This is a genomic window from Pseudonocardia terrae, assembly GCF_021343995.1.
GTDB classification, from domain to species: Bacteria; Actinomycetota; Actinomycetes; order Mycobacteriales; family Pseudonocardiaceae; genus Pseudonocardia; species Pseudonocardia terrae.
This window is the reverse complement of the sequence record NZ_JAJTTE010000023.1, coordinates 52,080-65,291: the sequence shown is the minus strand read 5'-3', so window position 1 is coordinate 65,291 and position 13,212 is coordinate 52,080. Positions and strand designations below refer to the sequence as shown.

The 13,212-nt window shown below is 73.2% G+C and carries 10 protein-coding genes; 5 read left to right on the top strand and 5 right to left on the bottom strand.

All coding sequences use genetic code 11. The features are described 5' to 3' along the window. Positions 1-45: 45 nt before the first annotated feature. Positions 46-384: an STAS domain-containing protein gene (locus tag LWC33_RS17150; protein WP_233305398.1), complete on the bottom strand. Its 339-nt coding sequence runs from the start codon at positions 382-384 to the stop codon at positions 46-48. Then, a complete protein-coding gene (locus LWC33_RS17145) occupies positions 381-683 on the bottom strand; it encodes a DUF3040 domain-containing protein (RefSeq protein ID WP_233305397.1) in 303 nt (100 codons plus the stop codon). Before LWC33_RS17145 ends, LWC33_RS17150 begins: the two co-directional genes overlap by 4 nt. Positions 684-1,077: 394 nt before the next feature. Here LWC33_RS17145 and LWC33_RS17140 point away from each other — a divergent pair, with 394 nt between their 5' ends. Beyond that, positions 1,078-2,583 (top strand): GDSL-type esterase/lipase family protein, encoded by a 1,506-nt coding sequence (locus LWC33_RS17140; RefSeq protein WP_233305396.1) that lies wholly within the window; start codon positions 1,078-1,080, stop codon positions 2,581-2,583. 24 nt (positions 2,584-2,607) lie between these two features. Here the strand turns inward: LWC33_RS17140 and LWC33_RS17135 are convergent, their stop codons facing one another. Beyond that, entirely contained in the window at positions 2,608-3,237 is a 630-nt protein-coding gene (locus LWC33_RS17135; RefSeq protein WP_233305395.1) for a hypothetical protein, read from the bottom strand. Between the two features lie 134 nt (positions 3,238-3,371). Continuing rightward, positions 3,372-4,130, bottom strand: coding sequence for a YoaK family protein (locus LWC33_RS17130; RefSeq protein ID WP_233305394.1), 759 nt, complete (start codon positions 4,128-4,130; stop codon positions 3,372-3,374). A gap of 698 nt (positions 4,131-4,828) precedes the next feature. Here LWC33_RS17130 and LWC33_RS17125 point away from each other — a divergent pair. The 4 genes from LWC33_RS17125 (at position 4,829) to mobF (ending at position 12,359) form a co-directional block, all read left to right on the top strand. Continuing rightward, positions 4,829-5,527 (top strand): DUF2637 domain-containing protein, encoded by a 699-nt coding sequence (locus LWC33_RS17125; RefSeq protein WP_233305393.1) that lies wholly within the window; start codon positions 4,829-4,831, stop codon positions 5,525-5,527. Continuing rightward, complete coding sequence (locus LWC33_RS17120; protein WP_233305392.1) at positions 5,524-7,392, top strand: type IV secretory system conjugative DNA transfer family protein; 1,869 nt, start codon at positions 5,524-5,526, stop codon at positions 7,390-7,392. The genes LWC33_RS17125 and LWC33_RS17120 overlap by 4 nt, the downstream gene beginning before the upstream one ends. Continuing rightward, on the top strand, positions 7,382-8,041 hold the full coding sequence (locus tag LWC33_RS17115) for a hypothetical protein (RefSeq protein ID WP_233305391.1): 660 nt from the start codon (positions 7,382-7,384) through the stop codon (positions 8,039-8,041). Before LWC33_RS17120 ends, LWC33_RS17115 begins: the two co-directional genes overlap by 11 nt. A gap of 124 nt (positions 8,042-8,165) precedes the next feature. Further along, complete coding sequence (gene mobF / locus LWC33_RS35200; protein ID WP_308190958.1) at positions 8,166-12,359, top strand: MobF family relaxase; 4,194 nt, start codon at positions 8,166-8,168, stop codon at positions 12,357-12,359. Here mobF and LWC33_RS17105 read toward each other — a convergent pair. Further along, positions 12,347-12,943, bottom strand: a complete 597-nt coding sequence (locus LWC33_RS17105; RefSeq protein ID WP_233305390.1) for a hypothetical protein — start codon at positions 12,941-12,943, stop codon at positions 12,347-12,349. The genes mobF and LWC33_RS17105 overlap by 13 nt on opposite strands. Between the last annotated feature and the right edge of the window lie 269 nt (positions 12,944-13,212).

Below are 13,212 nucleotides of genomic sequence, written 5' to 3'. Positions count from 1 at the left end.
ATTCGGCACCGGCTCGCCGCTGCCGGCGCGGGCGGGCCCGGCGGCTCACCCCGGCGCGGGCTGCCCGAAGGGAAACAGCACCGCAGGGGCCGAACCCGCGGGGGCCGGGTCAGCTCCGATGATCTGCAGGTGCACGCCATGTTCCTCGGCCGCCCGCCGGGCCTGCTCCAGCGCCTCGGCACCACTGGTCACCTCCTCCACTCCGGCGAGGTCGACCAGGATGTGCCGTGTCGGGCCGCCGGCGGTGGTGACGAACAGGAGGCGGGCGTCGACGAGCCGCCGCAGCCGGGCGCCGAGGATGCGGTCCAGGGTGCCCGTCACCCCGATGACGTAGGTGTCCGGGCGCGGCGTCCCGATCGCCAGCGCCCCGGCGTGCGCCGTCATTGGCCGGGCCGGTCGCCGGGGCGCCCGGTCGGATGTGTCGCGGCGTGCACGACCAGGGTCAGCGCCGCCAACCCGGCACACAGCAGTGCCGGCAGGATCAGACCCACCACGGCGCACAGCACCATGATCAGGAGCGCCACGACGAGCGTGACGGGGATGCCCCTCCCGTCCCGCAACCAGCGGACCGGCGCCGGGACGGGGCCCGCCTTCGTCTGCCGGACCAGACGGGCGATGTCAGGGTCGGCCAGGAGGTGACGCTCGATCTCCGCCCATGTCTGCTTGTCCCGGTGGCTGAGCATGTCCTTCCTCCTCCCGTCCGGCCTCGCTGCGGAAGCCGGTATGCCTGAGCTGCCCCTCATCGTGTGCGTACCCGCAATTGTTGTCGCGGCGCACGAAAGGGCTGACGATTGTGTGACGACTGTGCCCGCCGAGGTGTTCGGCGACCCGGCTGGTGACCGCTGGGACAGCGAGCCGCGGAGATCCGGGGTGCGCATGGGTCCACCGGATACCCGCGCCAGGGCGGGGCGCCGGAGGGTCCGGACCGTCTGACGATCCCCTGACGATCCCGTCCGCGCGTGCAGGGCGGGTCCGGCGGCGGGGCATCACCCAGCGGTGCCGCGGGCAAGGGCGTCGACCCGACGGGATGCACAGACGTCCACCCCTGCATACGAGTCGGAGCACGAAGGAGGCACCTTGGCGGTCCGGCGACCGACCTCCACCCCGCGGGCCGGCTGGCTCCGTGCGCTGCTCCGGGAGGCCCGCTCCGTCCCGACCCTGCTGCTCGCCGCCGGGATCCTGATCGTCGGGCTCCCGCTCGTGGTCGTCCTGACACCGCCGCAGCACGTCCGGGTGTTCGGCCAGGACATCGCGCTCAGCGCGCGGCCACCGGACCCGTCGCTGTCCGGGCCCGCCCAGCTCGTCCAGCTCGGCAACACGCGCTTCGACCTGCGGGACATCCAGGTGCACGGGCCCTTGCGGCCTCGTCTGGCGCTCGGTCCCATCCAGCGGGGGCCGGCCGCAGCTGCGGCGCTGAGCCCGGACTCCCCTCAGCCGACCAGGTCCTCGATCGTGGACACCCTCGTTCGCGGCTTCGTGACCTGGTACTTGTGGGGCCTACTCGGCATGGTTCTCGTCGCCCTCGCCGGCAGCGGCATCGCCGGTTGCCTGCGGATCCTGCTGGCGCTGCGCCGGGACGCCCGGGAGGAGCCGGTCCGCATCAACGAGCTGGCCCGTCGCTACGCGGGGACGATCGGCCGGATGACCGTGGTCGCCGTCGTCGTGGCGCTGGGGGCCTGGGGCGCGAGCGGGGCCGCCGCCTATCGCGGTACGACCCGCGGCCTCGCCCACGTCCACTCCCTGAACGATCTCGTGGGGGTCGCACACGTGACGCCGGCACCGATCGGCCCACCCGTCGTCGGCTACACCGGTGCGGTCATCGGCGACTCCCGGGTCGCCCGGGTCGGCGGCCCCCCCGCACCGAACCCGAGCGCCGTCGACACGGCGTGCGGACGAAGCGCGGATTCGGCCGCCGCCGAGCTGGGCCTCCTGCGGAACACCAGGGTGCTGAACCTCGCCTGCTCGGGGGCGAGCATCGCGGACGGCCTGATCGGCCCCCAGAAGCACGGCGACGTCACGGTGCCGCCGCAGGTCGGCCGGCTCGAGCAGGTCAGCGGCCTCGACTGGGTCGTCGTCGCGATCGGGCCGAACGACCTCGCCTGGTCCGACTTCCTGCGCTACTGCTACGGCATGAGCACCTGCGACGACCGCCTCAGCGCCGGCGAGTTAGCCCTGCGCCTGGCGGCCTTCGACCACGACTACGGCGCCCTGCTCGCGGACCTCGCGGCCCTGCCCGGCTCGCCGCAGGTCGTCGTCATGACCTCCTACGACCCGTTCCCCACCCATCCGGACCCGGCATGCCCGGACATGCGCGGCCCCGCCGGTGTCCCCGGCCTGGACGCGCACAAGGTGGACCTGCTCGTCGACGACAACGCCCAGCTCAACCGGGTGCTCAGCACGGGCGCCGAGAAGTACGGCTTCACCGTCGCCCAGCCTGCGCTCACCCCACTCTGCACGCCGGACCGGGACGGCATGGGCTCGGATCTACAGGGCCTGTCCGACCCGTTCCCGTTCCATCCCACCGCGGTCGGTGAGCTGCGCCTGGCCGCCGCCCTCGCAGCCGCACTCCCGGCAGGACCCTGACGCCGGCCGGCCGGCGAGCGCGGCTCAGCGGTCGGTCCGGCGATCGTCGTCCGGGCGCTCGGCCGGGCGGAGGCGCTCGGTCTCCCCGCCCACCTGCTGCGTGGGGCCGGTGCCCGTCGGCACGGCTCCCTGCGCGCGAGCGGCCCGGCGTTCCCGCGCGGCCTCCGCGGCCCGCACATCGCGCACGCCCTGCACCGAGAACCGCGCGCCCGCGGCCGCGGCGAGGAACACGATCACCACCCCGAGCCCGGAGAAGACCCCGATCTCTTCGGCCACCGCCTTGGCGGTGATCATGCCGGGAACCGAGCCGAGCGGTTGGCCCACGAACCCTCCGGTCGGGTCCCACAGCCCGCTCAGGATCGGCCCGACGACGAACCACGCGCCGCCGGCCGCGGCGAGCCAGCCGCCGACGGTGCCACTGACCCGGTCCCCGGCGCCCAGCAGGATCAGCCCGCCGACGAAGACCGCCGCCCCGGGAAGGACCTGCAGGAACCACCGGCCGGGTGTCATGGTCCAGGCCAGGTCGGGTGTGTAGCCGTACCCGAAGATCGGGCCGACGACGGGGATCAGGGCCCCCCACGCGCCGAGCAGCACGAGCAGCAGCCCCGCGAGCGCGCCCCTGCTGCGCGGCACCCGCCACGTCGTACCAGTCATGTGTGCCTCCGCCGTTTCACGCGCGGCGCGGTCCGCCGTGCGGCCCCGCACCGGCCGTACCGCAGCCGATACCCGGGAGATACCCAGGCGGTTCCCGGTTACCCGTTCCCGCGGGGTGATCGGAGCGCCGGCGCTCAGCCGTTGCGCCGCGGGGGCGCTTCGGGCCGGCTCGCCGTGACGAGGACGAGCAGGCCCAGGGGGATCGCGGCGGCCGCCGCGCCGATCCGGGAGTGGGCGAACCCGGCCGCGCACGCCGTGCCCACGTAGACGGCGACCACGAGCGCCTGCAACCGCCTCGACCGGCCGCGCGGCGCCGCCCCCGGGTCGCGCAGGCGGGCGCCGCTCCCCGCGCTCAGTGAGGTCCAGGTCCCGGTGATGTAGGTCGTGGTGACGGGCACGCCGAGGGTGCGCACGAGCGCGCTCTGCGCCCCCATCGCCGCGCCGGCGAGGGCGACGAGCCCGTAGCGCGCCGCCCCGCCGGGTGTCGCGCCGCCGAGCGCCAGCCACCACCCGCACCAGGCGGCGACCAGAACGGTCTCGACGACGAGCACGGAGCGGAACGCCGCGGTCGACGCCTGGAGCGGCACCGCGAGGCCGACGACGGCGGCAGCGAGCAGGAACGTCGCGAGCGCGGTGGCCGACCGCGACGCTGCGGCGAGATCGCCGGTGGTGGCGCCGACCCCGAGCAGGACCGTGTTGCCGGTCATGTTCGCGGGGAAGACGTGGCCCAGCCCGAGATAGCAGATCGCGTCGAGGCACGCGGAGACCGCGGTCAGCACCACGAGCCGCAGCTCGGTCCGGGCGCCGGGTTCGGGGGTCAGTGGGACTCCCCGAAATTCGCGATGGTCCAGGACATGAGAAGAAGGCTCCACCTTCCCGCCGTCGACCACCACTCACGATCTTCGACATCACCACGCGAGCGTCCTGTCGGCCGGCGGCGAATCCGTCGTCGCCGTGGCAGAGCGTCTCGGCCACGAGTGACGTAGCGCTCCGAGCTGCGTGAATAGCCCGTCAGAACCCCTCCTCAGCTCTCGAACTTGTAGACGACACCACCCAGTCCTTACCTGCAGCGAAAACGGTGGGTAGGCGGCCGACCAGGGAACTTGCTAAGCGGCAGCCGATGGCAGTTGGTGGCGGTGGGCGGTACAGGGGCGGACTTTTCAGGGACTCTGCGGACTACACGCGGACCTACACCGTCCATGTAGGACGCCCCCGGCGCGATGCTGGTGACACCGGCCGGGAGCTTGATCAGCCCCAGGAGCTGACCCGTGCACATCCTGTCCGACGCCGACGCTCGCGCCGAGCGCAATCTTGACCCGCATCGCCAATCGTGTAGGCCGTATCCGGCAGACGCCGACGAAACTGTCTTCTGCCCCCGAGCAGCCCGATGCGAGAGCTGCGGCCGAAGCGGCCGGCTCTCCGTCGACACCATTCACACACCTCGTGGCGTCAGCTGCGTGACGCTTTGCACGATGTGTCCGCCGCGAGCCGTGTTCGCCACCGAGGAGCGAATTGCCGAGCACGCGCGGCATGTCGCTCCCCCAATCGGTCGAGCGGAGCGAGGGCGAGCCGGCGTTGGCGGTGATCGGCGATGAGCAAGCCGTCGCCGCGCTGGGTTCGCGTGGTCACCGTCTCCGCGGTCTCGGTCGTGGCCGCAGTCGCTGCGGTCGCCTCCTACGTTCACATGCACGAGCTCGCGACCGAGGCGGGGGAAGGTTGGCGCGCGCACCTGATCCCGCTGTCGGTCGACGGCCTGCTGGTCGCAGCTTCAATGGTGATGCTCGTGCGCCGGCGAGCGGGGCTGCGTGCAGGCCTGCTGCCGTGGACCGGGCTCGTACTGGGACTGGCCGCATCGCTCGGCGCCAATGTCGCCGCGGCGGCACCGACTCCGCTGTCGTGGATCGTGTCGGGCTGGCCTCCGCTGGCGCTCGCCCTGTCGTTCGAGCTGCTGATCCTGGTGACTCGCCAGAGCGAGGCGACGGAGGCGTCCATCGGGGTCGCGCCGCAACTCAACGCAGCTTTCGAGCCCGAGACGGACTCGACTGAGCCGCTGCACGTCGTTGACCCGAATGGGTGGTGGGGCACCGCACCCGATGCCGGTGCCGACGAGTCCGCCGGAATGGAGCAGTCCGGGCGTGACACCGAGACCGAGCGACGGGCGATCGAGCTGATCGCCAGCGGCGCTGGCCGGGTGCGGCTGGAGCGCGAGCTGGGAGTCACCGAGCACGTGGCCAAACAGCTCATCCGCGCTCACCGCGGCTCGGCCGCCCACGAGCGGAGGACCTCATGAGCGTCCTTCTGTGCCTCGCCGGAGCGGCGCTGTCCGCCCGGGTCGGGGTGGGCGCCTGGCGACGACGCCGTCGGATGGTCGCATCGGTGCTGGCGGTGCTGTCGGGCCTTCTCGTTCTCGAGGCGCTGGCCGCGCTGCCACAGAGCGGTCTCGCTGCGCTCACGGTGATCGCCGGGGTAGCTGTGCTTGGTGCCGCGGCGCTGCTGCAGCGTCGGGCCCGGTCCGCCTCGACGGTGAGCCGCTGGGGAGAGCGGGCACGCCGAAAGGCCGGCGTCGCCTCGACCCTCGATGTCCTCCGCACCGCCAGTGCGCTGGCCGTCCGCCGTCGAGGCACGGTGGTGCGCCCGTCGCTGCAGGTCCGCTCCAGGCTCGAGCAGGCCAGCACTGCCACGACCGAAGTCGCGTTGCCGCTGTGCCGGGTCGGGCTGCTGCGGGTGTGGTCGCTGCTCGAGGACGTCGTGTGTGTGTTCGGCGGCCCGCGCACGGGCAAGACCGGCTGGCTGGCCGGTCGCGTTCTCGACGCGCCCGGGGCCGCGGTGGTGACCTCGAACCGCACCGACCTCTACGAGCTCACCCGCGGGCTGCGCGCCCAGCGGGGCCCGGTGCACGTGTTCAACGCCGTCGGGCTGGGCGGCATCGCCTCGACCGTCTGCTTCGACCCGGTCCGAGGCTGCAAGGACCCGGTCACCGCAGCCGAGCGCGCCACCGACCTCCTCGCGGCCGGCTTAGTCGCCCGAGGTGGCGATCGGGAGTACTGGGAGGCCCAAGCCCGCCGGGTCCTGGCCGCGTTCCTGCACGCCGCCGCGCTCGGCGGGCGGACCATGCAGGCGGTGCTGGCGTGGGTGGCCGACCCGGACGAACACGAACACGAGGTGACCTCGCTGCTCCGGACCTCGCCAGTGCCCTCGTTCGTGCAGGACGCCACGCAGTTCCTCACCACCAACGAGCGCACCCGCTCCTCGATCACCTCCACCGTCATGCCCGCCCTGGGCTGGCTCACCTCCCCCGCCGCCTCGGCGGTGGCGTCGCGACACGGTGGGCTGTCCGCCCTCGACGTCGCGGAACTGCTGCGCACCCGAGCGACCATTTATCTGCTCGGAGCCGAGGAGACCCAGGCCGCTCCGCTGGTGTGCGCGCTCACCGGGCACATCGCCCGCGAGGCCCGGCGCCTCGCCGCCCGCAAACCCGGGGGCCGGTTGGATCCGCCGCTGCTGCTCGCGCTCGACGAGGCGGCGCTGATCTCCCCGGTACCGCTGGACTCCTGGACCGCGGACATGGGTGGACGTGGAGTCGCAATCGTGGCCGCGTTCCAGTCCCGGGCCCAGCTCATCTCCCGATGGGGCGATACAGGCGCGGCGATCATCCTGAACAACACCGCCTCGGTCATGGTCTTCGGGGGGACCCGCGACCGCGACGACCTGGGCTACTGGTCGGCGTTGGCCGGCGAGCGCGACGAGTCTGTGGTCACCACCGACGAGCACGGCGCGGTGTTGTCGCGGACCGTGCGGCGGGTCCCAGTGATCGCCCCCGCGCAGCTGGCGAACCTCCCGTTCGGGCGGGTGCTGCTCATCCGCCGTGGGATGCCACCGGTGATCGGGCGGGTGCGCATGGCGTGGAAGCGCCGTGATGTCCGCAGCCACAGCCGCGCCGGCCGGGCAGCGGCGTGGGAGGAATGGGAGGCCGAGACTGTGCCGTCTCCCGCCGGGCGGGAGGTCTCCCACCCGGTTCTCCCGTCGCCCACGCCGCCTCCCATCGGCCCTCCCACGCCGGCACATGCAGCCGCCGAGGAGCCAGCGGCTCGATCTGCCGAGGCCGCGAACCGGGTGCGCAACGGGCGGGTGTGGGAGGTGCGTGGTGTCGGCTGATGCCGAGCGGCGGGTGGTCGCACTCTCCCGCGAGCTGGAGCGCACCACCCGCCGCCTCGGCGAACTCGACGCCCTGGTGCGCGAGCTGGCAGGCACCCTCGCCGAGCTCGCCGCCGGCCCCGCCGGCGGGCAGCCGCAGCAGCCAGCAAGCCCGGTCCGGCCCTGGCTCAGAACGCCCGATGTCGACACTGCGGTGGCCGATCTGGAGGGCCTCGCCGACTGGCTCGCCGCGGTGTACCTGCGCTACTCTGACGCGCTCCTGCCGTCCTGCTGGGCCTGGCACGCCGACATCGTCGAGGAACTGCACTGGCTGCGCGGCGCCTACAACGACGCCCACGGCCTCACCCCGCCCGGCGCCGGCGCAGTGGCGCGTTCGGGGCCCTCCTGGCAGAAGGTCGGGGACTGGCACGACCGCCTCCGGCCCGGCGTCGTGCGTCGGATCAAGACCACGGCGGGCTCCTGCGAGCTGTCCCGCCACGCCCCCGGCCAGTACCTGCCGCAGCGCCAAGACGCTGCCCCACTGGCCTCTCAACTCCGCGCGATCGGCGCTTCCTGGGCCAGCACCGGCTCACCCCCGCCCGTCACCGACGACCTCCTCACCCAAGCCCGCCACGAACACCAACTCCACCTGCGGAGCCACCAGCCATGACCTACCAGCCGCCTCCACAGCCCTCCTTTCAACATCAACTACTCAAGATCACGAACAGACGCACACCGATGCATCACGATCCCGAGGTGTCCGTGGCCTCCGGCCGCGGCGGGCAGGAGCCGCTGTGCTGAGCATCGCCACCGGCCACGACCCCGGCTACCTGACCAAGGCCGTCGCCGGCGGCCGCGAGGGCTACTACACCGGCGCCGAAGCCACCGGTGAACCGCCCGGGCTCTGGTACGGCGCGGGCGCCGAGCTCCTCGGCCTACAGGGCCAGGTGGATGCCGAGCTGATGGAGGCCGTCTACAGCCATCTCCTCGATCCTCGAGACCCGGCTACACACGCCCGATCCACGTGGGGTGAGGCAAGCCCGTTGGCGGCGGGGCACCGCAGGTACCGCACCGCGGAGCAGATCTACGCGGACCTGCTCGCCGTACATCCGGAGGCCGGGCCGGAGGAGCAGGCCCAGCTGCGCGCTCGGGCGGAGCGGTCGGCGCGGCAGGCGGTCGCGTTCTACGACGTCACCTTCTCCGCCCCGAAGTCGGTCACCGTGTTGGGGGTGGCGTTCGAGCGCGCCGAGAACGACGCCCGCAGGGCGGGCAACTTCCAGGCGGCGCAGGCCTGGGGCGCGCACCGGCGGGCAGTGGAGGATGCGGTGCTGGCCGGGGCGCGGGCGAGCATCGACTATCTCGCCGACGTCGCCGGCTACGCCCGGGTCGGGCATCACGGCGGGGGTGCTGGGAGATGGACCGATGCCCATGAGTGGGTGGTCGCCCAGTTCCTGCAGCACGACTCCCGCGACCGCGACCCCCAGTTGCACGTGCACCAGGCGGTGCTGAACCGGGTGCCGTGTGCGGATGGGAGTTGGCGGGCGATCGACGGGCGAGCCATCCACGATCACCGCGGCGCCGCGGGCGCCATCGGCGAACGGGTGATGGAGGCCCACCTGACCCGCACCCTCGGGGTGCGGTTCGCCACCCGCCCAGACGGGAGGGCCCGGGAGATCGTGGGAGTCCGCCGGGAGGTGCTCGAGCTGTTCTCCACCCGCCGCCGCGCCGTCACCGCCAAGACCACCGAGCTGGTGCGGGCGTTCAGCGACCGGTTCGGGCGCGAGCCGTCCAACCTCGAGCGCACCCGCGTCGCCCAGCAGGCCACCCTGCTCACCCGCGCCGGCAAATCACACCGGGGCGAGACCGTGGCCCAGCGCCTGGACCGGTGGGAGGCCGAGACCCGCACCCTGGTCGCCGGAGGACTGGCCCAGGTGGCCCACGACGTCCTGGATCTCGGTCAGCAGGCCGGGCCGGCCGAGCCGTGGTCGGTCGACGACGTGGTGGAGCGAGCCCTGGCCGCAGTGGCCGAGCGGCGCCAATCCTGGTCCCGATCAGACCTCACCCGAGCGATCTCCGACGCCCTCCCCGGGCACCTCCACCTCGACCCCACGCAGGTGCGGGAGCTGCTCGACGGGCTCACCGACATCGCCATCGACCGCGCGGTCCGGCTCAACGTCGAGGAGGAGACCGCCGGGCTGCCACAGGAACTGGTCCGGGCCGACGGCCGCTCCGTCTACGCCAAGCCCGGCGCTGCCCGCTACACCACGCACGGCCAGATCGCCGCCGAACGCGAACTCCGCAAGGCCGCGGTCGTCCGCGGCGCCCCCGCCCTCGCCGTCGACGAGGCACGCGCGGTGGTGTCGCGCTTCGCCGAGTCCGGCCGCGAGCTCGGCGCCGACCAGGCCGCCGCCGTGGTCGGGGTGCTGTCGTCGGGGGCCCGGGTCGAGGTCTTGTCTGCTGCCGCCGGCACCGGCAAGAGCTTCACCGTCGCCGCCCTGGCCGACGCCTGGACCGCCACCGGCCGTCGGGTGATCGGGCTCGCCCCGTCGCAGATCGCCGCGCAGGTCCTGGCCGAGGAAGGCCTGCCCGCCCACAACATCGCCCGCTGGCTCACCTCGACACCGCTTGTGCAGGCCGGCGATCTCGTGGTCGTCGACGAGGCCGGCATGGCCACCACCGCCGATCTCGCCCGCATCCACCAGCACGTCGCCGACGCCGGGGGCAAGCTCCTGCTCGTCGGCGATCCGCGCCAGCTCGCCGCCGTCGGACCCGGCGGCGCGCTGTCCGATCTCGGCGAACGCGGCCTGCGCTACGAACTCGCCGAGGTCCGCCGCTTCACCCACCCCTGGGAAGCCACCGCCTCACTCCAGCTCCGCGACGGCAACCCCGCTGCCCTGGACGCCTACCAGCGACACGGACGCATCCGCGACGGCGGCGCCCGCGAGCAGACCGAGACCGCCGCCCGGCGGGCCTGGCTCGCCGACACCCTCGCCGGCCGCGAATCCCTGCTGCTTGTCGGCTCCAACGAAGCCGCCGCCCGCCTCTCCGCCGAGCTACGCGCCGAGCTCGTCGCCCTCGGTAGGGTCGCCGAACACGGGGTCGAGCTCACCGCCCAGGGCACCGTCGCCGGCGTCGGGGACCTGGTGCAGGCCCGCCGCAACGCCTGGCATCTCCTCGGGCACGACGGCAACACCCGCGCCCCGATCAACCGCCAGACCTACCGGGTCACCGCCACCCGCGACGACGGCGGCCTGCAGGTCACCGACCCCACCGGCGTCACCCTGTCCCTGCCCCGCGGCTACGTGGCCGAGCACCTCACCCTCGCCTACGCCGCCACCGTGCACGCCGCCCAGGGCCGCACCGTCGACACCGCCCACGCCGTCCTCGGCCCCGGCACCGACACCGCCGCGCTCTACGTCGCGCTGACCCGCGGGCGCCACCACAACACCGCCCACGTCATCACCCGCCCCGCACCCGAGGACTCCCCCGCCGGACAGACCACCACCATCGCACCCCGCACCGGCCACGCGGTGCTCGCCGACATCCTCGACCGCGACCACACCGACCGCACCGCCCTCGCCGAACACGAACACGCCCAACATGAGGCGAAGTCGATGCGGCGGCATGTCGACCGGCTGGCCGCCGAGATCGCCGACGCCACCGCCGGGCGCCTGCACACCCTGCTCGACCGGCTCACCGACGACGGGCATCTCACCCCAACCCAGCGCCTCGACCTGGCCGCCGACCCCGCCCTGTCCGGCCTCGACCGACTGCTGCGCAGCTGCGAACTCGCCGGCCACCACCCGGACACGCTCCTGGGCACCGCGGTCACCGCGCGCAGCCTCGACGGCGCCGACCACCCCGCCCAGGTCCTACACGCCCGCATCACCAAAACTCTCGACGGCATCCCCGCGCCCGAGATCACCAGCTACGCCGAGCTCATCCCCACCGACATCGCCGAACACCGCCGGGAGCGGCTCCACGACCTCGCCGACGCCGCCGACGACCGACGCCACGAACTCGGCGCGGAGACCGCCGACCACGCCCCGCAGTGGGCCATCGAAGCCCTCGGCCGCGTCCCCAACGACCCGGTAGCCCGCGCCGAGTGGGAGCACCGCGCCGGCTGGGCCGCCGCCTACCGCGAACTCGCCGACCACACCGACGACCAGGACCCCCTCGGCCCGCCACCCCCTGCCGGCGTCGCCGAACACCACGCCGCCTGGTACGCCGCGCACACCGCCCTGGACCTGCCCGACCGCGGCGCGGACGAACAACAGATGACCGACGGTCAACTCCGCGTCCGCGTCGCCGCCTACGACCGCGAGAGAACCTGGGCACCGGACTGGGTCGCCGACGACCTCGCCGCCGCCCACCAACAAGCCCAACGCCACCACACCAACGCCGAACTGTGGACCGCCCGGGCAGGAACCCTTGGCGACCCCGCCGAGCGCGAGCAGCTCCTGGCCGCGGCCGCCGAAGCGCGTGACGAGGCCAAGCGGGCCGCCGCTCGCGCCGCCGAGCTGCAAATCATCGACGACGCCCGCGCCACCTGGTACGCCCACACCGCCGTCACCCGCGTCAACGCCGACCATGCCCGATCCGAACTCGCCGCCCGCGGCGTCGACCTCGACAGCCCCGCCGACCAGGTCACCGCCCAACAGTGGCTCGACGCCCACCATGCCGACCAACTCCTCGAGGACCAGCACCGAGAGATCACCGGCCTCGACATCGCCGAGGACGAAAGGCAGCTCGCGCCGAACGCTCGGACCGAGCAAGCCTCGTACAGCACGACCGACGACAGCACCGTCGAGGCGATTCGGCGCGCGCAGAACGCCCTCGCCGAGATCCACGCGCGCGAACAGCTCGACCTCGCCCACGGAACGGAGGAGTCCGCCGAACAGTCACGCGCCCAACAGCTCACACTCTGGGCCGAGCAGAACCGGGCCCAGCAGGCGGCTCTGGAGCAGGAAGCCGCCTACGAGCGCTGACAGGAAGCGAGCGAGGCCTTCGTTCGGGCGATCAGGTCCACGAGTTGCCGGGAACGCCGAGCCTCGCGCTCGGCGCGACGGTGCAGCTCCAGCCGCCGCTCGGGCTCCTCGAACGCCCACGGTCGCGCGGCGATCTCCCGCTCCATCAGCTCCTCCGGCGACGGCAGCGACCCGTCAGCAAGTCGCTCCGGGGTCGGCAACGGCGGCCGGTCCTGCCGACCCAACAACCACCGCAAACACACCTCGCCGCCCTCAGCCCAGCCCACCCCCGCCGGCAACACCGGCCAGTTCTGCACACCGAGCTCGGCGCAGATCTCGGCCATCGGAGGCGGCGGGATTCCGGGAGTCGCGGCTGCCGCGCAGGCCCACATCTCCGCCGTCGCCAACTCGCGGGTCACCGGCGACTCGTCCCGCTCCGTGACAGGAGCAACCCTCCCGCCACGAACCCAACCCAGGCAGGCCGCCACACCCGCAGCGAAGGCCGACTGCTGCTCCCGGTCCACCGCATAGGCGATCCAATGCAGGTCATCGAGCGCGCGGCACGCGCGCGGAGACCACGCAGGATGCACGGGCAGCCACGCCATGCCACCAGTATCGCGGCAAATCGTGGCACTGCGCGGCGCATCCTTCACGCAGCTACAGCCGACTTGTCGGTGGCCCGCCGAGGCCGGAGTTTCGGGTGTCTTCAGGCGGTGTAGCACCGCCAGGCTGGTGGCTTGCGATGACCGCTGTGACGATTTAGACGGCGAGGAGGGCGATCATCGCCGCTGCGAACGCCAACACGGGAACCCAGGGACCAAGCATCGTGTCCATCCCCTCTGTGAACTTGCCGGCAACTTGCGGAGCCGCGTAT

Bases quoted from the DNA above. Each gene is read 5' to 3' on its own strand.
- LWC33_RS17150 (WP_233305398.1), bottom strand. From the start codon at position 384: ATGACGGCGCACGCCGGGGCGCTGGCGATCGGGACGCCGCGCCCGGAC.
- LWC33_RS17145 (WP_233305397.1), bottom strand. From the start codon at position 683: ATGCTCAGCCACCGGGACAAGCAGACATGGGCGGAGATCGAGCGTCAC.
- LWC33_RS17135 (WP_233305395.1), bottom strand. From the start codon at position 3,237: ATGACTGGTACGACGTGGCGGGTGCCGCGCAGCAGGGGCGCGCTCGCG.
- LWC33_RS17125 (WP_233305393.1), top strand. From the start codon at position 4,829: ATGAGCAAGCCGTCGCCGCGCTGGGTTCGCGTGGTCACCGTCTCCGCG.
- LWC33_RS17120 (WP_233305392.1), top strand. From the start codon at position 5,524: ATGAGCGTCCTTCTGTGCCTCGCCGGAGCGGCGCTGTCCGCCCGGGTC.
- LWC33_RS17105 (WP_233305390.1), bottom strand. From the start codon at position 12,943: ATGGCGTGGCTGCCCGTGCATCCTGCGTGGTCTCCGCGCGCGTGCCGC.